The sequence below is a fragment of the Cyclobacterium sp. 1_MG-2023 genome, from assembly GCF_030546805.1.
GTDB lineage: Bacteria > Bacteroidota > Bacteroidia > Cytophagales > Cyclobacteriaceae > Cyclobacterium.
The window spans coordinates 162872-185110 of record NZ_JAUOPC010000008.1; the positions used below are offsets into that span (position 1 = coordinate 162872).

At 38.6% G+C, this 22239-nt stretch carries 18 protein-coding genes; 14 read left to right on the plus strand and 4 right to left on the minus strand.

What is annotated here, in order from left to right; genetic code table 11:
• The first annotated feature begins 689 nt into the window (after positions 1-689).
• The 5 genes from Q4534_RS14255 to Q4534_RS14275 all read left to right on the plus strand — a co-directional run bounded on the left by Q4534_RS14255 (position 690) and on the right by Q4534_RS14275 (position 5260).
• Positions 690-1676, plus strand: a complete 987-nt coding sequence (locus Q4534_RS14255) for a zinc-dependent alcohol dehydrogenase family protein (RefSeq protein ID WP_303613824.1) — start codon at positions 690-692, stop codon at positions 1674-1676.
• A gap of 9 nt (positions 1677-1685) precedes the next feature.
• Complete coding sequence (locus tag Q4534_RS14260) at positions 1686-2549, plus strand: DUF4437 domain-containing protein (RefSeq protein WP_303613825.1); 864 nt, start codon at positions 1686-1688, stop codon at positions 2547-2549.
• 2 nt (positions 2550-2551) lie between these two features.
• On the plus strand, positions 2552-3349 hold the full coding sequence (locus Q4534_RS14265; RefSeq protein ID WP_303613826.1) for an SDR family NAD(P)-dependent oxidoreductase: 798 nt from the start codon (positions 2552-2554) through the stop codon (positions 3347-3349).
• A complete protein-coding gene (locus tag Q4534_RS14270) occupies positions 3346-4299 on the plus strand; it encodes a hypothetical protein (protein ID WP_303613827.1) in 954 nt (317 codons plus the stop codon). Before Q4534_RS14265 ends, Q4534_RS14270 begins: the two co-directional genes overlap by 4 nt.
• 376 nt (positions 4300-4675) lie before the next feature.
• Positions 4676-5260 (plus strand): Crp/Fnr family transcriptional regulator, encoded by a 585-nt coding sequence (locus Q4534_RS14275; RefSeq protein ID WP_303613828.1) that lies wholly within the window; start codon positions 4676-4678, stop codon positions 5258-5260.
• Here the strand turns inward: Q4534_RS14275 and Q4534_RS14280 are convergent, their stop codons facing one another.
• On the minus strand, positions 5261-6193 hold the full coding sequence (locus Q4534_RS14280; RefSeq protein WP_303613829.1) for an NAD(P)-dependent alcohol dehydrogenase: 933 nt from the start codon (positions 6191-6193) through the stop codon (positions 5261-5263).
• Positions 6194-6529: 336 nt separating this feature from the next.
• Here Q4534_RS14280 and Q4534_RS14285 point away from each other — a divergent pair, with 336 nt between their 5' ends.
• From Q4534_RS14285 to Q4534_RS14320, 8 genes are all read left to right on the plus strand, one after another.
• Complete coding sequence (locus tag Q4534_RS14285) at positions 6530-7483, plus strand: SDR family oxidoreductase (RefSeq protein ID WP_303613830.1); 954 nt, start codon at positions 6530-6532, stop codon at positions 7481-7483.
• Positions 7484-7937: 454 nt separating this feature from the next.
• Positions 7938-8627 (plus strand): YafY family protein, encoded by a 690-nt coding sequence (locus Q4534_RS14290; RefSeq protein ID WP_303613831.1) that lies wholly within the window; start codon positions 7938-7940, stop codon positions 8625-8627.
• 87 nt (positions 8628-8714) lie between these two features.
• Positions 8715-9659, plus strand: coding sequence for an alpha/beta fold hydrolase (locus Q4534_RS14295; protein ID WP_303613832.1), 945 nt, complete (start codon positions 8715-8717; stop codon positions 9657-9659).
• Between the two features lie 398 nt (positions 9660-10057).
• The gene (locus Q4534_RS14300; protein ID WP_303613833.1) at positions 10058-12439 is read left to right on the plus strand and encodes a zinc-dependent metalloprotease; all 2382 of its coding nucleotides are present in this window, start codon (positions 10058-10060) and stop codon (positions 12437-12439) included.
• A gap of 161 nt (positions 12440-12600) precedes the next feature.
• A complete protein-coding gene (locus Q4534_RS14305; protein WP_303613834.1) occupies positions 12601-13086 on the plus strand; it encodes a hypothetical protein in 486 nt (161 codons plus the stop codon).
• A 366-nt stretch (positions 13087-13452) separates the two neighbouring features.
• Positions 13453-14016 (plus strand): Crp/Fnr family transcriptional regulator, encoded by a 564-nt coding sequence (locus tag Q4534_RS14310; protein WP_303613835.1) that lies wholly within the window; start codon positions 13453-13455, stop codon positions 14014-14016.
• Between the two features lie 60 nt (positions 14017-14076).
• Positions 14077-15087 (plus strand): N-acyl homoserine lactonase family protein, encoded by a 1011-nt coding sequence (locus Q4534_RS14315; RefSeq protein ID WP_303613836.1) that lies wholly within the window; start codon positions 14077-14079, stop codon positions 15085-15087.
• 171 nt (positions 15088-15258) lie between these two features.
• Positions 15259-16758, plus strand: coding sequence for a YfcC family protein (locus tag Q4534_RS14320; protein ID WP_303613837.1), 1500 nt, complete (start codon positions 15259-15261; stop codon positions 16756-16758).
• Positions 16759-16935: 177 nt separating this feature from the next.
• Here Q4534_RS14320 and Q4534_RS14325 read toward each other — a convergent pair whose 3' ends face one another.
• The 3 genes from Q4534_RS14325 to Q4534_RS14335 form a co-directional block, all read right to left on the minus strand.
• On the minus strand, positions 16936-18162 hold the full coding sequence (locus Q4534_RS14325) for an amidohydrolase family protein (protein ID WP_303613838.1): 1227 nt from the start codon (positions 18160-18162) through the stop codon (positions 16936-16938).
• A gap of 137 nt (positions 18163-18299) precedes the next feature.
• The gene (locus Q4534_RS14330; protein WP_303613839.1) at positions 18300-19541 is read right to left on the minus strand and encodes an Nramp family divalent metal transporter; all 1242 of its coding nucleotides are present in this window, start codon (positions 19539-19541) and stop codon (positions 18300-18302) included.
• Positions 19542-19607: 66 nt separating this feature from the next.
• Positions 19608-20891 (minus strand): dienelactone hydrolase family protein, encoded by a 1284-nt coding sequence (locus Q4534_RS14335; RefSeq protein ID WP_303613840.1) that lies wholly within the window; start codon positions 20889-20891, stop codon positions 19608-19610.
• 719 nt (positions 20892-21610) lie between these two features.
• On the opposite strand from Q4534_RS14335, the gene Q4534_RS14340 reads away from it, so the two are divergent.
• Entirely contained in the window at positions 21611-22009 is a 399-nt protein-coding gene (locus tag Q4534_RS14340) for a GreA/GreB family elongation factor (protein ID WP_303613841.1), read from the plus strand.
• The last annotated feature ends 230 nt before the right edge of the window (positions 22010-22239 follow it).

Consider the following 22239-nt stretch of genomic DNA (forward strand, 5'->3'; position numbering starts at 1 on the left):
TGCAGAGAAAAACAGTATTAAATTCTTAAGGGCTGCCGGAAATATAGGTTCGGTAGCCCTTCACTTTCTTACTCCATAAATAAGCAAGGTTTTAGCTCTTGTAGAAGGGAATGGAGGAAGGAAATTCAAATTTGGAACTCAAGCAAGGAATTACAATCATTCACCATCCTGATATCTAGGCTGGTTTCATCAATAATAACACTGCCATTTGTACTTTGGAAGTGAGATAACCATCAAAACTATCCAGCAATTTTTTAGCATTTACGAGATTACGAGCTTATATATTAAGCAATTTTTAAAGGCAAAGTAGTAACACATTTTTAACCCAACATATCTAATTACATACTGAAATCCAGTGGGTTGAAATCGTTTTTTTCATTATACCATTCTTCTCCTGAGATAATACAATATAATATCCCTACAGAAATCATAGGCATCCATTTTTTACATTCGTTAGACCTTAATTTTTCATGCTATAAATGAAAAAACTCACCGTTTCACAATTCCCTCCAATTATCCCCAACGTTAAACTTTCTTCGAATAGGTTCTCCTTACCAGTGAAACTATGAATTATCACCCTTTTTTTACCATAATTTTTAGACTATCCTTTTTGACCGTTATTGCAAATGCTCATTACTATACTTAAGTTTGCAACTATAATTATTATAGTATTTAAATATCAACAAGTTATGAAAGCAATGATTCTCAAAGAATATGGTGAAAACGCAAAGTTTGCACCTAAAGAAGTAGAAAAGCCAATAGTAAAGAATGGGGAAGTATTGGTGAAAATTTCCGCATCAAGTATTAATACAGTAGATACGATGATTCGAAATATGGGAAAAGATTTGCCTTTCTCGCCTGAAAATCCTGCCATATTGGGAATGGATTTCGCTGGGACAATTGAAAAAGTCGGTGAAGGAATTACTGAATTTTCAATTGGAGATGAAGTTTATGGATGTGCTGGTGGATTGGCAGATTTACAAGGGACTTTAGCAGATTACATTGCTGCTGATAGCCAATTAATCGCACACAAACCTAAAAATCTTACCATGCGAGAAGCAGCTGCCCTACCCTTGGTGGGAATTACAGCTTATGAAGGATTAACCAGAGCCGGAATAAAAAGCGGTCTCAATGTATTGGTACACGGTGGGGCCGGAGGCGTTGGGCACTTGGCAGTACAACTGGCTAAATATTTTGGAGCAAATGTTTTTTCAACCGGAACAGGAGAAATTCAAAATGAAGTGGTCAATAGTTTTGGAGCAACATTTATCGATTTTATGAAAGAAGATGTTGAAACCTACACAAAAAAGCATACTGAGGGATCTGGTTTTGACATAGTTTTTGATACGGTAGGTGGAAAAAATTTATTAAACTCATTTGAAGCTGCAGCCTTAAATGGTCAGGTCTCCACAACCGTTTCACTGTTAGAGTTAGATTTAAATCCGGTACATTTTAAAGGTCTATCCCTACACGTTGTATTTATGTTAATCCCTATGCTTCACAACTTTAATAGGGAGAAACACGGAGAAATTTTACGTAACATTACCAAAATTGTTGAAGCTGGAAATTTAAAACCACTACTAGATGAACAAGAGTTTTCTTTAGAAAATGTAGGAGAAGCTTATTCGAGATTGGAAAGCGGAAAAGCAATTGGAAAAGTGGTTGTAGAAAATTAAAAAAACATCATGGATATTAAAAAGGCATACCTGTGGTTAATCCTTTCGACTTTGACATTAGTCTCTTGTCAAAATGAAAGTCAGACCAAAAGCGAAAAAGAGAACATTGGTTCGGAAGAGATCGAACACCCAACAAATAAAGTGCTGTTGAGCTCTGAAGTTAAATGGGAAAAATTAAATCCAGCAAGAGGCGACCAAAGTCCTCAGGCAGGTACGATTTGGGGGGATAGGAAAGGAGAGGTACCTACCGGATTTCTTGCAAAATTTACTGATGGATTTTCCTCTCCACCACATATTCACAATGCAACCTATAGAGCTGTGGTGATCAAAGGAAGCATTCACAATGATGACCCGAATGCTGCAAATATGTGGATGAAACCCGGCAGTTTCTGGACCCAACCCAAAGGAGAATCACATATAACTTCTGCAAAAGGGGAAGAAAATATAGCTCTAGTAGAGATAGACAAAGGGCCTTACCTGGTTCAACCCATTGAGGAAGCCTATGATAATGGAGAGCGACCAATCAATATAGATGTTTCCAACATAGTTTGGTTAGACAGTAAAAAAAGCAATTGGATGAATGCCACTAGTAAAGCTAAAATAAGCTTTTTATGGGAGGCCAATGGGTCTAAAGGACTGTTTCTAAAACTTCCAAAAGGTTATAATGGAAGCATAAAAACAGATGGAACAGTTTTACATGCGGTTGTCATTCAAGGGGAGTTGAATTATACTCTCCCAAAAAATCACGAAACAAAAGTGTTAGATGCCGGAAGTTCTTTTAGTGCTACAAGCAAAGCCATTCATACCCTTGCAAATGAAAATAATGAGGTACTGCTTTATATCAGAACAAATGGAAGCATTAAAATGGATTAAAGATGAGAACAATATTAATCACGGGAAGTACAGATGGAGTTGGTAAGTTGACAGCATTAAAATTGGCTAAACAAGGTCATCAAATGCTCCTCCACGGAAGAGATTCTGAAAAATTAGCAGACACCATTTTAGCAATTAAAGACCAAACAGGGAATGCTAAAATTAGCGGTTTTGTATCCGATTTATCTGACTTTCCCAGTATTGAGAAGATGGTTGTCGCTATATCAAGTGAATTTAATACCATTGATGTGTTGATCAATAATGCAGGGGTCTTAATAAGCCGGATCGAACAGAATCAAGACAATTTAGATATACGATTTGCAGTCAATTATTTAGCGCCTTATCTATTGACCAAGGGATTATTGTCGCTACTTAAAAACAGTAATTCCCCGAGAATTATCAATTTAAGTTCGGCCGCACAATCCACAGTTTCAATGGATGCTTTGGCAGGAAAGGTACAAATTTCAAGTAATGCAGCTTATGCCCAAAGTAAATTAGCCTTAACCATGTGGAGCTTTGCTCTAGCGAAAGCAAATCCCGAAATAGTAACCATAGCTGTTAATCCCGGATCCTTATTAAATACCAAAATGGCCCTGGAAGCGTATGGTCAGCATTGGTCCTCAGCAGATAAAGGAGCTAATATACTATACGAGTTGGCTATTTCTGACCAATATGCTGATAGTAATGGCAAATACTTTGACAATGATATCGGATCTTTTTCTCATGCACATAATGACGCCTACAATGAGGAAAAAATCGATCAATTGATTTCTGAAACAAGCAAAATATTAAAAAAATGACAAATAATAATGCACTTGAACAAGCCCGTGCCCTTAGCTTACCTCCTCGTAAAGCAGCCCTAAAACGTGAAGCATCTGTTTCTCTTTTTTGGAATAACCACCGGGAAATGCTTGAAGATGCATGGGCAGCATGGGAAATCGAAAATAAAAACAATTTATTAATTCCTGATGAATCCCTACTTGATCCTCGCTTGCGAAAAGCTGTCAATGAAGCATGGGAAGATCCGAAAAAAGAACAAGCTGTTGCTGATTTGTGGGAAGAAATTATTCCGGGAGTTTATGTTGCACAATTTTTTGATGTAGACCGCTTAGCTGATTTTCGTCAATACTTGGAAGCTGTAGCCAATTCACAAATTCCCAGGCGTGCTCCCTATGGCATCCAATTGAATCGGTACGGAATTATGCTTGACCCACGCTCAGAAGGACATCTTGCCGCTCCAAATTTTCAAGCATTTTACAATGCTATGATGGATCGCTATATGCGTCCGATTGCCCGTTTACTATTGGGGACATATGGCTACGATAATCAAACATTTGGTTTTTCCATTCAGTACAACCCGGATAAAGACAAGGATTTGCATGCACACACGGATGCTTCAGCGGCTACCTTGAATATCAATATTAACTTACCTGAAGAAAAATTCACCGGTTCGCAAGTTGATTTCCATGACAAGACCACAGGCAAAACGATACAAACTGTTTTTGAACCGGGTAAAGCAATCATTCACAGTGGCAGTGTTCCGCACGCAACCCATCCTATTACCAGTGGACAGCGAAACAATTTAGTGGTGTGGCTATACGGAGACCGCATGCAAATACCAAGAGCCGGGGCAAGTAGCTATGGCGACCTTAATCATTCTGCTACTAAAGTTGAGACAATAGAAAACATCAGCCCTCTACAGCGATGGACTGTACCAAATGCGCCCAAAGATACTTATGCTCCATTTTAAAAAAGAGGAGTTCTAAACCAAGGTTTTCCAATTGGTGTTTTTTTTCGACGGCCCTGCTTGACTTTTCAAGCAGGGTTGTCACACCCACATTGGATTCGCCCCTATCTTCAATTCATAAAGCCAGAAGTTTGCGCTTTACTTGGTGGGCTGCACTTGTCCTAGCATTTTTTAATCCATTGACTTCAATTTATGGTTTTCGTTTATAGGTTAAAACTTCGCCAAGAGAATTTCTTTGCGGCAAGCTTTAGGGCAAACCTCTTCCTTGGAGCGGTCAACTTTTTAACCTATATTCACCTCTCAGGATACCCTCCTGGTGATTATAGCATACCTTCCGGGATATGCGCATAACACTATAGGATATTTTAAGCAGGCTATAATGCACGAAAAATTCATCAATTACTTCTCCAAAATATCCTCTCTTTCAAAGGAAGAATCAGCCGCAATAGCTAAAAGCATGCAAACGAAAGCAATTGCAAAGGGAGAATATTTATTGAAGGAAGGACAAATTTCTGAAAACACCTACTTTGTACTTGAAGGCTGTATAAGAGAATTTATCTTATCTGATGGAGAGGAGAAGACTACGAATTTCTTTTTTGAAGAACAATGGGCTATTTCGCTAAGTAGTTTATCTACAAATAAACCCGCGACGCACAATTGGGTTTGTATTGAAGATACTACAGTTGTGGTGGGCAATGAACAACAAGCTCAAGAACTTTTTAAAGAATTTCCAAGATTCGAAACAATATCAAGAACCATAATGGAGGCCGTTTTTGCTGAACAAAAAGAAGCCTTGACATCTTATTACACAGATTCTCCCGAGCAGCGTTATCGTAAATTATTAAAATCAAAACCCGGACTAGTACAGCGAATTCCTCAATATCATCTTGCCAGCTATATTGGGATAAAACCCGAATCTTTAAGCCGTATCAGAAAACGTATCTCCTCATCCCCTTCAGAATAATTAAACAGTAATTATCACATTGCCTTTTTTGTGGCCATTCTCAACATAATCGTGAGCTTCAGACATCTTTTCCAATGGATAAATACGATCAATCACAGCCTTTACCTTCCCTTTTTCTACAAGATTTTTTAAATTAAAAAAAGCACTTTTGGGAGTTAATGGCACACCTTGATCAATTGATATATATTTCCCGGTTGGCATAACCATCTTTTTGCATTTTTCTTTAAGAATGGACGATTTAGAGTTCCCTACTGCATCTATTACATATTTATAGGTTTCTAATTGATCTATAGCATTTTCGGAAGTATAATCAATCATCTCATCACTCCCCAAGGACTTGACCAAGTCAAAATTTTTGCTGCTGCAAACACTTGTGACCTCTGCACCCGCATCTTTCGCCAATTGTATTGCCATGGTCCCTATACTCCCTGAAGCTCCATAAATCAATACTTTATCTCCTTTATTAATGGAGGTTTTGTTAAGTAAATGTGAAGCAAGTAATCCCCCATAAGGGATAGCAGCCGCCTCAGTATGACTAATACCGGTAGGTTTAAGGGCAATATTCCAATCTTCCGGTAGGCAGATGTATTCTGCATATGAGCCAAAACGGCGTTTTGTAGGGGAGATTGAACCATAGGCAAAAACTTCATCTCCTAAATTGAATGAGGAAACACCTTTTCCTTTGCCCACTACTATTCCGGAAGACACCATTCCGAAAATGGGATTTCTTGGCTTTCCAAAACCAAATATGAGTTGAAGAATTAATCTTGTTATTACTGGCTCATTCAATCTGCGAATCAAAACATCACTTGCGGTAACTGAAGTGGCTTGAATTTTTATAAGCACTTCATTGTGCTTTGGAGAAGGCTTCTCAGTATGTACGAGTACTAAATTTTCAGACCCTCCGTACTTTAAACATTTTATCGCTTTCATATTTTGTTGTTTAATTGATAGCGCAAAATTGTACCTACAAGAATTTAATTTCATTGACTTGGGTTAAGAAATGATCGCAACAATGAAATTAAATTTGATGGGTGTATTTATTAAGAATGCTACCAACTAAAGCGACTTAAAAGGTTTTGTTTTAGCAAGGATTACTTCCTCTCCTTCTATAAATTAATGACAATAAATTACGCTGAAAACTCCTGTTTTTTTCCAAAATTGCCTTGTTTAAAGGAAGAAAACCAAAAAGTATACACCTTTCGAAATAGTGTATACGTTTTCAAGGCCTTGCTACACTCATCTTTGTATCAACAAACTAAAACAGAGATGAGCACAACAAATCAATTTGGCAAAAAGGGGTGGACGCCCGATAGGATAAAAGACTTAACAGGCAAGACTTTCGTAATCACCGGTACTACAAGCGGTACTGGTTTTGAAGCAGCACGCATTCTACTTTCTAAAGGCGCAAAGGTAGTGATGCTTAACAGGAACCCACAAAAAGCAAAAGCTACCATCGCTACATTGAAAGAAAACCTTGGAGGTACGATTGATGTTAGCAACATTCCCATGGACTTGGGAGAACAGGCATCAGTAAAAAGAGCCGCTACCGAAGTTTTGGAAAAAGTAGACCGCATAGATGCATTAATGTGCAATGGTGCCATTGCACAAGTACCCCAACAACAACTCACAAAAGATGGCTGGGAAAGCCAGATGGGCGTGAATTACTTTGGCCATTTCACCTTGCAAGCTTTACTCTTCCCTATGATTGAAAAATCAAAAGGGCGTATTGTTACCGTAGGTAGTCTGGGCTACGACATGGGTATCAAAACCATCAAGTTTGATGATTTGAACTGGGACAAGGATTATACAGCCAATGATGCCTATAGCCAAAGCAAATTGGCCCAAATCATGACCATTTACGAACTACAAGACAGGTTGGCAAAAGCCGGTAAAACGGATGTAAAAGCTTATGCATGCCATCCCGGCTCTTCCAGAACATCATTAATCGCAACAAGTGGAAGTTTTATGATGAAAATTATTTTTGGTCTTATGAAGTTATCGCCTTTGACACAACCTGCTGAAAATGGAGCCTATCCAGAATTGATGTGCGCCACAGAGCCTGATTTAGACCAAACCGCATTTTATGGTCCCACGGGCAGAAGCAATTGGGTAGGACCTGTAGGTCCGCATGAACTTAAGCCTCATGCCAAGGACAAGGCTGTCGCTAAAAGACTGTGGGAACTTTCAGAAAAGGAAACAGGTATAAAGTGGGATATTTAATTTATAAAAGCTAGCCAAAAAAACACCTCAGATGAAAATTATCAAAGATATGCTTCATATCGTTTTACAACCCTACTATATAGGGAATTTAAACATAAAGCTTAATTTTCGAGCCTAAGGTGTTGCTTTAACAACTTAAAACCATCCCAAATAGCTTCACAAGGGGAGAAATACTAAAGGTCTTAACTGCTGTTCAACAAAAACTTAAAATAAATCAATGATGGATATTCTTAAGCACTAGGGGAAGTGGCCTTTTATCCATTCCAATAGAAATGTTTCCATTTGAAAATTTTAGGCAAATGACTACTAAAATCCCTATCTTAGATGACCATTAAAAAACAAGCGCTGACCTTAATCGGCTTATCCACGAAGAGGAAACATCATTGCCTTGAGTAGAAGGATTCCGAAACCTTAATTTTAAACTCCATTTACAAAAATCAATATTGCCATTCAAATGGATTATTCCGAAACAAACAGACTATCAAGGTTAACTGCGATCCTGATTCAATTGCAGACAAAACGAGTGGTGACCGCTTCGGAATTGGCAAATAAATTTGATGTAAGTAAAAGAACGATTTACAGGGACATAAAAGCATTGGAGCAATCCGGCGTACCTGTTTTAACAGAAGAAGGGAAAGGTTATTCTCTAATGGAGGGTTACAAAATCCCACCCGTAATGTTTACCGAAAAACAAGCAAATGCTTTGATACTTGCGGAACAACTCGTGCTAAAGAGTAAGGATGCATCTTTTGTAAAAGATTACGGGGAAGCCATTGAGAAAATTAAATCAATCCTTAAGTACACCGTCAAAGACAAAACTAACTTACTTACAGGCAGGACTCAGTACCAACAAGTGCTAAGCCAAGAAAGGAATAGTGACAATTTATCGGATTTACAATACGCATTGACCAATTTTAACCTTGTAAGGATAGCGTATGTCAACAAGGAAAAAATGGTGACCGAAAGAATAATAGAGCCATTTGCAATATTAAATTCTGAAAATTGGTATTTGGTTGCCTGGTGTCGTTTGCGCGATGAATTCCGATTTTTTCGACCGGATAGAATTCAAAAGATGGAGATCCTAACAGAAAAATTTGAACCTCATAAAATGACTCTACAAGAATATTTTGACAAATACCACTAGCCCTTTCTGACCCTTGCCATAAGGCTGTCACCGGCTGAATTTACTTTTGAATTCTAATATTATTTTAAACATAAAAGAACAAAAGTAATGGACAATAAGTCAATCGAATTCCCAAGCTCCACCATGATTTCAGTTAATGGTATTGAACTGGAAGTATTTGAGGCAGGTAAACAAAATAAAGGCAAACCTATTGTACTCTGCCATGGCTTTCCTGAGACGGCCTACTCATGGCGTTTTCAAATTCCGGAACTTGTCAAAGCCGGCTATCATATCCTTGCACCTAACCAGCGAGGTTATGGCAACTCATCCTGCCCAACAGAAATAACACAATATGACATTGAACATTTAACAGGTGACTTGGTAGGCTTACTTGATTACTATGGATACAAGGATGCCCTATTCATAGGCCATGATTGGGGGGCAAATGTTGTCTGGAATCTTGGGATACTGCATCCGGAGCGAGTAAAAAGAATAATAAACTTGGCTTTACCTTATCAAGTTCGTGGAGAAAAACCCTGGATTGAGTGGATGGAGGAAATATTCGGAGAAGAAAACTATTTCGTTCACTTTAACCGTCAACAAGGAGTAGCAGATGCCATATTAAATGATAATACATCTAATTTCCTAGGCAATTTATTCCGTAAAAATGTACCAATCACTCCACCCGAACCGGGCATGCTAATGATTAATCTTGCAAGGAAAGAAAAACCACTCGGTGAACCCCTGATGAGTGAAAGGGAATTGGCTGTTTATATTTCCGCCTTCGAAACATCCGGTTTTACAGGAAGTATAAACTGGTACAGAAACCTAGACCGAAATTGGCATTTATTGGCAGATATAAATCCTGTCATCCCACACCCTACGTTAATGATTTATGGTGAACAAGACATGATTCCTAAATCAGAAAACCTAACAAATTTTGTTCCCAATGCAGAAGTGGTCAGTATAGATTGTGGTCATTGTATACAACAAGAAAAACCGGAAGAAACAAACCAAGCGATTCTGGCATGGCTAAGCCAAAAGCAATCCTAAATAGGAACCTATTCTCCTATTAGCCAAACAGACTAAAGAAACTGGTAAAATATTTACCGGTACAAAAAGTCTGTTTGGCTTTTTGGGAGAAAGTTATTTTTTTTGTATTGATTGAAAATAGCATTTACTAAGGCAGCTGTTTCTTCTATGAATTTGATAACTGCCTCCATTTTAGCATTCATGAAGCTCCATAAAAGCTAAAATAGTAAAAAAGCCTATCTTAAGTTTGGTTGGCCCTCTTCTCTACCTTGGTATAAAAAAACACACGGTAGCTACCACTATTGGGACATTTTATCCTTTTACTTTATTGTTTACCCTCCTTTAAAGGTCTTATTTTTTCTCTAAAAGTGGTTCCTTCTTCCATTATCAATCTTTATCTTTAAGGAAAACAAGGTACTATGTCTATTCTAAAAACCTTAATTTTCTTATTCATCCCCGTATTTGGCTTTTCGACTCAACAAAACAAAGGTTTTTTTGATTTTGAATGGCAGGAAAAAGATGGCAAAATCATTCTTACCATTGATGAACTTGGGGAAGAGTTTTTATACGTCAATGCCTTAGCAACGGGGGTTGGATCTAATGATTTAGGATTAGACCGTGGTCAATTGGGAGGAAGACGAATAGTGAAATTTGAAAAAGTCGGTAATAAAATTTTGCTTATACAACCCAATTATAATTTCCGAGGAACAAGCGATAACCAGGCAGAGGCAAATTCTATAGAAGAAGCATTTGCAAAATCCGTCATTGGTGGATTCCCAATTCTTAATGCCGAAAATGGGCGCTACCGCATTGATATTACAGATTTTTTGCTTCGTGATGCCCATGGTATTGCCAACACTTTAAGTAGGAAAAATCAAGGCAACTATACAGTGGATCAATCGAAGTCTGCCATTTATTTACCAAATACAATCAGCTTTCCTGATAATACTGAATTTGAAGCAATGGTTACCCTTAAGGGCAATGCTATAGGGGCAGAAATTCGTAGTGTAACTCCGGATGCAGGCTTTGTAACCGTAAATATGCACCATTCATTTATTCGTTTGCCGGACAATAATTACAAACCAAGGGCATTTCATCCATCAGCAGGTTATTTTGGTATTGGCTATTCAGATTATTCCGCACCCATTTATGAAAACATAAACAAAAGGTTAATTACAAGGCACCGATTAAAGAAAAAAGACCCCACGGCAAAAATGAGCGAGGCAGTTGAGCCTATTGTTTATTATTTAGATCCGGGTTGCCCGGAACCCGTAAAGTCTGCTTTACTGGAGGGGGCAAAATGGTGGAATCAAGCCTTCGAAGCAGCAGGCTACATCAATGCTTTTCAGGTAAAAGTATTGCCGAAAAATGCACACCCCTTAGATATCCGTTACAATGTCATTCAATGGGTTCACCGAAGTACGCGAGGCTGGAGTTATGGCAGTACCATTACTGACCCAAGAACGGGAGAAATAATAAAAGGCCATGTAAGCTTAGGCTCTCTTCGTGTTCGTCAAGATTTTATGATTGCCCAAGGTATTTTGTCTCCCTATGCCAATTCAAACCTTAATCACGATGAATTAATGGAGCTTGCCTTGGCAAGATTACGTCAGCTTTCAGCTCATGAAATTGGCCATACTATTGGTTTGGCGCACAACTTTGCCGCTTCTGTCGATAATAGGGCCTCTGTTATGGATTACCCACACCCCTTGATTGATATTGTGAATGGAAAGGCAGACATCAGCAATGCCTATGATGATCAAATTGGAGACTGGGATAAACGAGCAGTCCTATATGGTTACCAGGATTTTGATCCACAAACCAATGAACAAGCAGCTTTGGAGCAAATTTTAAAAGAAACGATACAATCCAATACCGAATTTATATCTGACAAAGATGCACGCGCGAGAGGAGGTTTGCATCCGACTGCCCACCTTTGGGACAATGGAAATAATGCCATTGACGAATTGGAACGTTTAAATAAAGTTAGGGCTTTTTCCATGAAAAACTTTGGAGAAAATACCATAACGGAGGGAACGCCTTACTCAGCCTTGGAAAATATTTTGGTCCCGCTTTATTTTATGAATCGTTATCAAGTTGAAGCAGTTTCCAAACTGATTGGTGGCGTAGCTTATAGCTATGCCGTGAAAGGGTACGATGAAAGGCCAAATATTCATCCGGTTGATGTGAAAACCCAAGAACAGGCCGTGGAAGCTTTATTAAAAACTGTTGCGCCAAATTATTTACAAATTCCCCAGCATATAAAAGCGTTAATTCCACCACCTGCCTATGGTTATAACAAAGACCGAGAGTCCTTTGCCGGAAATACCGGATTTTTGTTAGACCCTCTTGCTGCAGCAGCTGCAGCGACAAATAATTTATTTCGTTTTATGTTCCAATCCGAACGATTGGCAAGAATCAATCAGCAAAAAGATTATGACCTGAAAGCGTATTACGATCAAGTTTGCCAAACAATTTTTAATGCAAAAGTTAAAACCGATGAGGAGAGGAGAATCAATCAAATTGTTCAAACAAGTTTTGTAACAAATTTAATTCAAGCCGGCATTCAAAACCCTGACCTCCAAGTAAAAGCCATTTCTAAATATTATTTACAGGAAGAAGTAAACCCCAAGTATTTAACTAAAAATGGAGATAGCTTTGAAGATAAGGCACACTTGGCCGCATTAATTGAGATGATAACCAATGCAACAATTGATCCCGAAAGTTGGACAAAACCACAGATTCAAGAAATGCCTCCGGGCTCACCAATTGGCTGTGGGGATTTTCATGATTCTCAATAACGAAAGGGCTTTATTTCGCTAGTGCTTGAAATCATTATATAAACAGGGCATTTGGATCAGACACTGTATTTAGGATATAGGGCTATTTTCTTAGCGTTTTCTATCATTTAATAAATATTTTTTATTCTAACTTTATCAATAGGTAGTCTCTTTAAATCATTATGAAAAAAAAAGAAAAACGGTTTTGGAAACAACAATTACAATGCAAACCCGAAGATTTTGAGAAACAAATTGGGGAGCACCTTGACCTTAATTTATGGTCTATACCGGTAACAGATGAAATCATTTCTTTTTTAGTCCCTTATATGGGTAAGATAACCAAGGCAAACCTCACCCATACAGACATTACAGACGATGGTGTCAATACATTAGGTACTTTGACTCAATTGAAATACTTAAAATTAAAAGACACAGCCATAACTGCAGATTGTATTCCTGCGCTTACAAAGCTTAAAAACCTGGAAGAATTACATTTAGGTTTTATAGAAGCCAATTGCAAAGATATTTTACCTTTAAGTCAATTAAAATTACTCAAGCTTGTTGTTAGCCTAGACGAAATAAATCATGAAGATTTAAATAGGTTTTTAGAAAAAAACCCTCGGTTGGAATTGATCGTTAATTCGAAAAGGTACGAGTTAAGCCAATAAAATACCGGTAATTCCCAAGTTAAAGTCCATTCTTAGTGAATTGTTTTTATTTTATAGGAATGCTATAAGTTAAAGGCCCTGCTTGAATCATAATAGAAAATCAATCGCTAGCGGATAGGTGTCGCAGGATTAGGATGAAGGTATGGGCTTAAAATATAATTAGTCTGAATGCGCTTTATATTTTCTATGCCCAAGCCAAGACTAAACTACCAGTTCGCCTCGACAGGACAACCTCACAAGCATGAACATGTTAATCGCTTGACGAACTTATTTGCGATAGAAAATTGATACAAGTGATCAAAAGTTCTGGAGGCTTTGAATGACCATTTGAAGGATCAATTTTTAAAGACTATATTCAACCTTAAGATGGAAAATTTTATTGCATACTTGAAAAGCATCTCCTCGCTAAAGGAAGAGAGCACCAAAGATTTTTTTTCAAAATGCCAAATATTTACTTTTAAGAAAGGGCATCAATTGGTAAAGCCCGGGCAGGTTTCTCAATATCTATACTTTGTTAAGTCAGGAATGGGCAAAGTTTACTACCTCAAGGAAGAAAAGGAACTTATTGATTGGTTCAGTGATGAAGGGAATTTGTTGACCTCCGTCACAAGCTTTTTAACCCATCAACCAAGCAGGCATTTTGTACAGCTTATGGAAGATTCCGTTTTGATAGGCATTTCTTACCGAGACTTAGAGGAGTTGTTTTCCAAACATCATGACTTGGAAAGGCTAGGTAGGCAGCTTTGCATCATGGCTTTGGTCCAGCTTCAAGATAGAGTCAATGCCATGCAGTTCCAAACGGCGAAAGAAAGGTATGATCATTTTTTAGTTCAATTCCCCAATTGTATCAACAGGATTTCCTTAGGAGAATTGGCCTCTTATTTAGGAATGACCCAAGTAACCCTTAGCAGAATTAGGGGGCTCAAGTGATTTTTTAACATTGGTAAAAAGAAATCAGCTTTAATAGGCCCAGCTTTGTATAAAAATAATATGATGCAAAGACAAAAATTTACTCGCCCGGAAGCAAGTGTACCTTTAATGATAGAAATGCCTATCAATCATTTCTCTAAAATCCACTCTTCCAAGGAAGGATTTGCTCAGCTAGAAATTGAGCCTAAGGGTATTCAAAAAAAGATGAGTAGGGCGAGCACACAAAGCACCACCGTTCAATGCAATGGCAAGTCCATTAAGATTCATGCCATCCAGACGGGCACTGTGGCAGTCAAAAGATCACACAGGTCCCATCCCACTGCCCATTTTTTAACTCCAATAAAAATTTCCTTGGACAAGCACTTCACTGAATTTATGCCCATATGGTCTTGGTTGATTGAACACCCTGAAGGAAATATAGTAATTGATACCGGTGAAAATGCTAAAGTAATGAATCCGGATTATTTCAAGCCTGCAGGGAAGGTCATAGCGAATTACAGTAAGAAAAACTTTAGGTTTAATATCACCAAAGAGAATGAAATTGGATTTCAGCTCCGCCACTTGAACATCAAAAATGACAGTATTAAAAATGTAGTGCTTACCCATTTACACATTGACCATACAGACGGAATAAAGGATTTTAAAAATGTAGAATTTATTGTCAATGAGCAGGAATTTAAGCGTCCATCGGGCCATATTCCTGAGCTTGTTCCCAATTGGTTTAAACCTAAAACAGTTCAATACAAAAATGATTTTATTACTGTATTCAATCAAGCTTATCCCCTGACCAATCGGGAAGACCTATTGCTGATACCTACAAAAGGGCATACTAACAATCATGCTTCGGTACTTTTTAAAACGGATGATTTTGACATCCTTTTTGCTGGAGATGTGTGCTATCATCAAGAACAATTGGTAAATAAGAAATTGGCCGGCATAAACGCCGACTATAAAGAAAGCAGAAAAACGTATGAAAAAATTTCCAAATATGCCAAACAACGCCAATTGATATTGTTACCCTCACATGACAGCAATTCCGCCATTAGGTTAAAAGAACGACAATTTTTGTAATCAACGGAGGCTTATAAAAAGGAACAGCTACTTTCTTTCTATAAGCCTCTTCCATCGATGGTTAGTCTATAATTCTTTCGCTCTGTAGAATTAATTGGTATATTGGATAGCAAGGACTCATCCTGCTAAAAACCCAAGAGATCAGGCAAATACTTGAGATAGACAAGCAAAATGAACAAACTTAAACTTCCAACTGCCCATACAATTTTAATCCTTATCGCAGCAATGGTAGCTGCCTTAACTTGGCTGGTTCCTGCTGGTAAATACGACACCTTAGTCTACCAAAGCCAAGACGATTTATTCGTGAAAAGTAGCTTAACTCAAAGCATTGAACTTCCTGCCACTCAACAGACCCTAGAAGAGCTCAACATAAAAATACCCATTGAAAAGTTTCTATCAGGCGATATTTATAAGCCCATCGCTATTCCCAATACCTATCAAGAGTTAGATGCTCGACCTCAGGGAATCGGAGCCTTGATAAAATCACCGATAAAAGGGATCATAGCATCTTCCGATATTATTTTCTTAATCTTAATCATTGGAGGCTTAATCGGCATAATGAACCTTACAGGTGCCTTTGATGCAGGAATTGCCTACATGTCAGAAAGCCTTAAGGGGCGAGAATACATGCTTATTATTTTGGTAACCAGCCTTATTGCAGCCGGTGGTACCACTTTTGGCTTGGCGGAGGAGACCATGGCCTTTTACCCCATATTAATACCGGTATTTCTGGCAGCAAAGTATGACGCCATGGTTGGGCTAGCATGTGTTTTTCTTGGTTCAAGTATAGGAACAATGTGTTCCACCACCAATCCTTTTTCCACCATTATAGCCTCAGATGCAGCAGGAATTAATTGGACAACAGGACTAGACCATCGCCTGATCATGCTAGTCCTTTGCCTGCTCATCACCATTCTTTATATCCTCCACTATGCCAGGCGGGTAAAATCCGACCCCTCAAAATCCATTATTTCGGAGCAAAAAGAGACAATAAAAGTCCATTTTGGTTTAAACTCAGTGAAGTCTACCCCCAAGCTCAACCCAAGAATAAAACTCATAATTGTGGTTTTTTCTTTGAGTTTCCTATTGATGATTATTGGCGTGTCTTTTCTGGATTGGTGGTTTGTAGAGATGACCAGTACCTTTCTCGTTGGAGCCATTGTCATAGGGTTTATTGCCAAGGTAAAAGAAACTGTTTTTGTTGAAGCATTTACCAATGGTGCTTCCACTTTGCTTGGGGTTGCCTTCCTTGTAGGCATTGCGCGGGGCATCACCATATTAATGGAAGATGGACTTATTAGCGATACAATTCTATTTCATGCCAGCAATGTCACAGCAGGCATGAACAAAGGATTATTTACAAATTTCATGTTGTTTGTATATGGCGGGCTATCCTTTTTCATGCCTTCATCTTCGGGAATGGCTGTGCTAACGATGCCAATAATGGCTCCCTTAGCAGATACAGTGAACATAGGGCGGGAAACAATAGTTGACACCTATCTGCTGGGAATGGGACTTTTTGCTCTTATCAATCCCACAAGCTTGATATTACCGGCTTTGGCGATGGTACAAATAGGATTTGACAAATGGGTGAAATTTATCAGTCCTCTTTTATTCATTTTATTGCTAACCAGTATGGTATTTTTGACCTTGTCCGTTTACGCGATTTGACATTAAGAGACAATAATAAATGGGCCTTATCCTTGAAATATTTGGCAGTAAGAAAGTCTCTAACCTAATCAGGTTAGTTTTTGGCGGTGTTATTGCAGCTAAAGCAAAACACCACCAAAATACCATCTAAATATCTCCTTACCTAGCCAGGCACATCAAGGAGAATACCTATTCCAATCAGGTCCAGTTAAGCACTTTCTCAGCATTGGTTCGATACAATTTTTCCAATACATCTTCAGGGAGTTCTAGACCATAATACCTCCACCAAACTCTTCCCGGCATGTGCTCATCAGCACTTTCCAACAAGCGCCACCAAGCTTGGTACATCTGTTTATCTAATCCCATATCTGTTCCAAACAACACCCTGTCACTGTATTTGGTAATAAACTTAGCTGAAGCTCTCGGCTGCCTTCCAATTTCATAATCTCTTGCTGAAATATCCAAATATAGATTATCGAAATCATCTAACATTGCGCCTAATCGTTTGAGGTCATTGCCCAAATTGGCCATATGACAAGCAATAAAAGTTGTTTCGGGATGTTTAACCAATAACTTGGGAAGGTAGGTCACCAGTTCGTCATAAGTCAAACCATCAGTATCATATTTATTGAACTGTTGGAATATTGGTGTTCTTTCCTGGTAAACATCCGGTGGCGTCCATGCAGAAGGATGATCTGACTGGTGTACGTTAACAGGTATATTCAATTCTCCACATTTTGCCCAGAAAGGATCCAATCTATCGTCATCGATATGCATTCTTTCTTCGGGGCTTAGGGATTGATCCCGAGTAACCCCAAAACCTTTGTCGGTCACCTCTCCCACTCCTCTGGCACCTAATTTATAACAACGTTCCAACTCTTTTACTGCTCTCTCCGGATAATCAGGCTTGTCAATTCCTTCCATCTCTATGCCACAAAAAAGTTGAAACCTATCCGCATAATCACTTAGGTAAAAATCAACCATCTTATCAAATTCCTTACCTGTAGCCACAGTAAGCACCACCGATTTTTCAACACCCACTTCATCCATTGTTTTCACCCAGTCTTTCAAAACCTGTTTAGGATTTCCACCGGCTTCTATTTCGCTGTAATGGTGAACGTGTGCATCAATAACAGAAAACTTCGCTTTGGGAATAAAGGTTTCTTCAGCGATGATAGTAGATTTGGGTGCATAATCCTTGACCAACACATCATCCATAGGACCGGGACCTACAGGCACTCCCGGACCACTCCAAGCTCCATATTTTACTTTTAACCATTCGGGGTCAGAAGCCCATTCCTTAGCTGAGGGTGTCTCGATAACTTCTTGCTTTTTAGGCCCACAACCTTGAACATATGTCATTCCGGAAGCTCCAAGACCTAGTAAACTCGCCTTTTTCAAAAAACCTCTTCTGTTATTTTTCATATTCATTTATTATTTAGTATACATCTTGTTACCAGCACTTTGCCCTGAAATTAAATAAAACAAGGGGTAATAAGGAAACAATAAAATTTAAAATTCAATTAATAACTTTAGCTAAGGCAAGTTGGACAACATCCATTCTAAATGAATTCTGCCACAGCGAAATAAGCTGTCAGTAAGCTAAAGAGAATTACCGCCACCAATCCAATATTTTCTTTAATTCCAGCAACATTGTTTTTCATCAACTTTTTATTGTTGATAAGGAGAAATACTGGAATGGCTACTGCAGGTAGAATAAAGGCTTGAAAGGCTTGGGAAAAGACCATAATAAGTGGTGGCCTTGCCTCCATAAACTGCATACCAAAGCCAAACAAAATGCCTACAAAAGCCAATAATCTATACATTGGAGACTTAATATCCCTAGGCTTTCCGGTAAAATCACTGATTAGCCAAGGAGCTATTAATATTATGGGAAAGACGGTTGAGATCCCTGCCCCTACGATCCCAAGGATTAATATAAATGCAGCCAATTCACCACCTATGGGTTCAAATAATTTGATCATTTCCACCGTATTGTCCAGCTTCAGCCCCATGACATGCAGGGTACCTGCTGCCACAGCCATGATGATCACACTAAGGATAAACATCATGGTAGCAGAGACCATTGAGTCCTTTTTTTCATGCTTTAGGTCCTTTATGGTCCAGCCTTTTTCTGCCACCACTGTACTTCTGATAATAAAAACTGCAGCAGAACAAGTGGTACCTGCAATGGCGGCTATGAGCCGTAATACCCCCGGTTCATCTGGAATAGAAGGAGCCATACCCGAAACGAGGGTGGTGAAATCAGGTTTTAATAAAATGAAAACAACGATAAAGGAAAGCACCATTAATGCCACGAAAAAAACCAATACTTTTTCAAAAACCAGGTAGTTTCCAAACCAAAAAAGAGAATACAAAGCCACCACCAACACTAGGGTAATCCAGAATGTACTGAAACCCTCTCCTCCCAATATAAGTCTGGAACCTTCTTGGATAAGATCTGCAATAATCCCAAAAATCCCCATCAGTGCCATTATTTCACCAATGACCAAAGCAATTATTATGTAAACTGCCAATACACTTCCGTATTTCAACTTATGTTTGATATTAAACAAGGCCGTATTTCCGGTCACCAGCGTAGTTTTACCGTAGGCTACCATCAGCACATAGGTAAATATACAGGACAACATCAATGCCCAGGTTAGCATCATTCCATATTCAGCTCCTACCTTGGCCATGGTAGTTATGCTTCCTGTTCCAATATTATATCCGATCAGAAATAAGCCTGGGCCTATCAAGCTGATGGCAAAAATAATCTTCTTAAAGATAGCGTTGTCTTTCATAAATTAATTAAAGTGGGGTGGATTGTCAATTTAATATTTTAAAACCTTAAGATAATAAAAGCATTTTTACTTTAGACATTTGTCAAACCAATCAAATGCTTCTCCTTGCATTTTTTTATTGAATTGATGGCCTCCGGGGTAAAAAGTACAGCGGTACTTGTCAATTGCCCCGGCTTTTTTATAAACTTCAGACAATATTTTATCTGCTTCTTGCATTTCCTCCAAAGTATACAATCCATCTTCAACGGAGTTGAGCACCATGGTAGGCAGGGGAACACGTAGCCCAAGAATTTCAGGAAAGTCTAATTCCCTAGGTAATCCGGGAGCAAAAGTCATCCAAGTATGGGTAAAGGACTTGTGCAGGACCAAATCCTTCCAGGTCGTCATAAACCCCACACAAACCGCGCATTTTATCCTCGGATCAAGGCCTCCCATAAAGACCGTACGCATGCCTCCTCCTGAAAGCCCACCGCAGCCAATTTTATCCGGATCCACATCTTCACGATTGCACAATATGTCTAACGCTTTCTGGTCTTCGGCAAGAAACACTCCCGGCCAGCTTGTCCCGGCACTAAACAGGGATTTGGCCATGGTGTCTTCATTGTAGGCAGCCCATTTATTATAGGCCTTGGCATTTTCCGGCAATTCCGGATTATCATCATTCAAGCCTTGCCTTAAGTTTTCCGGTACATCCTTTAGCAATACTCTTCTACTCGCAAAGGTAAAAGCATCGGATACCATGACCACATATCCTCTTTTGGCCACTTCATTGGCCCAAGCCAGGTCTTCATAATACATTTTTTGGTGATCTACCATCATGCTGTGTCGTTCCTCGCTTGTTCGGGTTATTTTCCTTTTCCCAAAATACTTCCAGCCCCCATGGTCATGGAAGGCCATGATGCCGGGCAATTTGCCTTTGGCATTGTCCGGTTTCAAAACTATTCCTTGAGACTCCCCTCCTGTGGGAAGCTTCCAACTGACCTCTTCTATTGAAAGACCATCATAAACAAATTGATTTTCAACCTTAACCTTGGGCACTCCACCCAAATCAGGAGCAGCTAACTTCTCTTCGGTGATTTTAATAGCCTTTGCCCTCCATTTATCAATGGCTGTCCATTTGTCATTTCGATAAGAATGACGGGGAAGCCTTCCCTCAAGTAAGCCTTCGGCCCATTTGCCATATTCACCTATGATGCTTTTTCCTTTGTCTTCTAAACCGGAAGCAAATGAACTTTCCAAGTGAGCAACACTTGCCTCAGGCTTATGAGAGTTTAACGCATTCACTCTATTAAATAAGCCAAGACTGAGAATTCCGGATAATTTTATAAATAACCTTCTGGTGTTTTTCATCTCATGGACCTTTTAATTTGAAACAAATGGTGGCAATCTAGGGGTTGAAAATATAAAGATTTCAATTACAATTTACGGTAAAAACCGATAGGGCTTCAACCCTTCATCACAAATCTTAAACAAGAATAGTGAAGCATAAATGACTATCACAACAATTCTAAAATCTTCATATTAGGTCAATGGAAGACTATTTATCCAATCTATGCTTTAAAAAAAAGCATAGAGAAGAAAATAATAACGGGAACGTTCTCGAATTTTCAAGGCCAAAGGACTTTTACTTTTAAGTCAGCGCCATCCGATACGGACACTTTAGTAAAACAGCTAAAGAATTTATAGAAAAGAAACCTTGAAAGCGCTCCTTCCGTTATCAGTGTATAATGAAACAATTACCCTAGGTTAAGGTAAACTAAAATTAAAGGAAATTAGACTATATAAATATTTTTTTATATCTTGAGAGTAATTATTTCATGAATATTTCCTACATCCATATCGCCATCATCAGGAATACTTCCCTTCAAGTATTGAAGGCGAATTGGATTGTACTCGCTCACAATAAAGCCTTTATCAAATTTCCCTCTACCATATAGACAGAGGTAGAGGGCTTATAACAGCCGTTTAGGCGACAACAAATCAACTTAAAATTTATTATCAATACGCAATAATCCACCATAGGTGTTTTCACCTATGGTATTAGGCTATTTAAAAAAAACAATAAAGCTATGAAACCAATAGTAAAAGAATCTGATTACAAAACAATTAAGAACATTATCAACAACCTTACCCCAGCTCAAAAAACAAGGGAGGTCGGGCAATTAATGGATGAATTAGATCTGGCAAAAAAAGTCCCCGACAATAAAATACCGAAAGGTACAATACAGTTAAATTCTCATTTTGAAGTGGAATTAGGACAACCTACACAAACGATAAAAATGAAGATGGTAATCCCTAAAGATGCAGATTTAGCACAAAATAAAATATCCGTATTTTCACCACTATCCGTTGCATTAATCGGGTTCAAAGAAGGAGCTACGGTGGATTGGGAATTGCCCGGAGGCTTAAGAAAGATTAAAATCGTAAAAGTTACCAATCAAGTTCAAAAAGAAATGGTGACTAAATAAGCACTATGCTTAATAAAAGGGAGACAATTGAAAGCAAAGGAAACAATAGACATGTGCTTTAGAAATAGCGCCTAAACGATGGGGGGAAATAGGCTGAATAAGGCCCTTTTTTACCCTAAGTTTACTTAATCATAGATTATGGCGGAAACATGCCTGCAAATCAATTATAAAAGCATTACTTTTGTTTCATCAGATCAAACATTTCAACGACAGATAAAGCCGTTTCGTCC

What these genes read in the sequence shown, in the direction of transcription:
- Q4534_RS14255 (WP_303613824.1), top strand. Translation starts at nt 690, where the DNA reads ATGAAAGCAATGATTCTCAAAGAATATGGTGAAAACGCAAAGTTTGCA.
- Q4534_RS14260 (WP_303613825.1), top strand. Translation starts at nt 1,686, where the DNA reads ATGGATATTAAAAAGGCATACCTGTGGTTAATCCTTTCGACTTTGACA.
- Q4534_RS14265 (WP_303613826.1), top strand. Translation starts at nt 2,552, where the DNA reads ATGAGAACAATATTAATCACGGGAAGTACAGATGGAGTTGGTAAGTTG.
- Q4534_RS14270 (WP_303613827.1), top strand. Translation starts at nt 3,346, where the DNA reads ATGACAAATAATAATGCACTTGAACAAGCCCGTGCCCTTAGCTTACCT.
- Q4534_RS14275 (WP_303613828.1), top strand. Translation starts at nt 4,676, where the DNA reads ATGCACGAAAAATTCATCAATTACTTCTCCAAAATATCCTCTCTTTCA.
- Q4534_RS14280 (WP_303613829.1), bottom strand. Translation starts at nt 6,193, where the DNA reads ATGAAAGCGATAAAATGTTTAAAGTACGGAGGGTCTGAAAATTTAGTA.
- Q4534_RS14285 (WP_303613830.1), top strand. Translation starts at nt 6,530, where the DNA reads ATGAGCACAACAAATCAATTTGGCAAAAAGGGGTGGACGCCCGATAGG.
- Q4534_RS14290 (WP_303613831.1), top strand. Translation starts at nt 7,938, where the DNA reads ATGGATTATTCCGAAACAAACAGACTATCAAGGTTAACTGCGATCCTG.
- Q4534_RS14295 (WP_303613832.1), top strand. Translation starts at nt 8,715, where the DNA reads ATGGACAATAAGTCAATCGAATTCCCAAGCTCCACCATGATTTCAGTT.
- Q4534_RS14300 (WP_303613833.1), top strand. Translation starts at nt 10,058, where the DNA reads ATGTCTATTCTAAAAACCTTAATTTTCTTATTCATCCCCGTATTTGGC.
- Q4534_RS14305 (WP_303613834.1), top strand. Translation starts at nt 12,601, where the DNA reads ATGAAAAAAAAAGAAAAACGGTTTTGGAAACAACAATTACAATGCAAA.
- Q4534_RS14310 (WP_303613835.1), top strand. Translation starts at nt 13,453, where the DNA reads ATGGAAAATTTTATTGCATACTTGAAAAGCATCTCCTCGCTAAAGGAA.
- Q4534_RS14315 (WP_303613836.1), top strand. Translation starts at nt 14,077, where the DNA reads ATGATGCAAAGACAAAAATTTACTCGCCCGGAAGCAAGTGTACCTTTA.
- Q4534_RS14320 (WP_303613837.1), top strand. Translation starts at nt 15,259, where the DNA reads ATGAACAAACTTAAACTTCCAACTGCCCATACAATTTTAATCCTTATC.
- Q4534_RS14325 (WP_303613838.1), bottom strand. Translation starts at nt 18,162, where the DNA reads ATGAAAAATAACAGAAGAGGTTTTTTGAAAAAGGCGAGTTTACTAGGT.
- Q4534_RS14330 (WP_303613839.1), bottom strand. Translation starts at nt 19,541, where the DNA reads ATGAAAGACAACGCTATCTTTAAGAAGATTATTTTTGCCATCAGCTTG.
- Q4534_RS14335 (WP_303613840.1), bottom strand. Translation starts at nt 20,891, where the DNA reads ATGAAAAACACCAGAAGGTTATTTATAAAATTATCCGGAATTCTCAGT.
- Q4534_RS14340 (WP_303613841.1), top strand. Translation starts at nt 21,611, where the DNA reads ATGAAACCAATAGTAAAAGAATCTGATTACAAAACAATTAAGAACATT.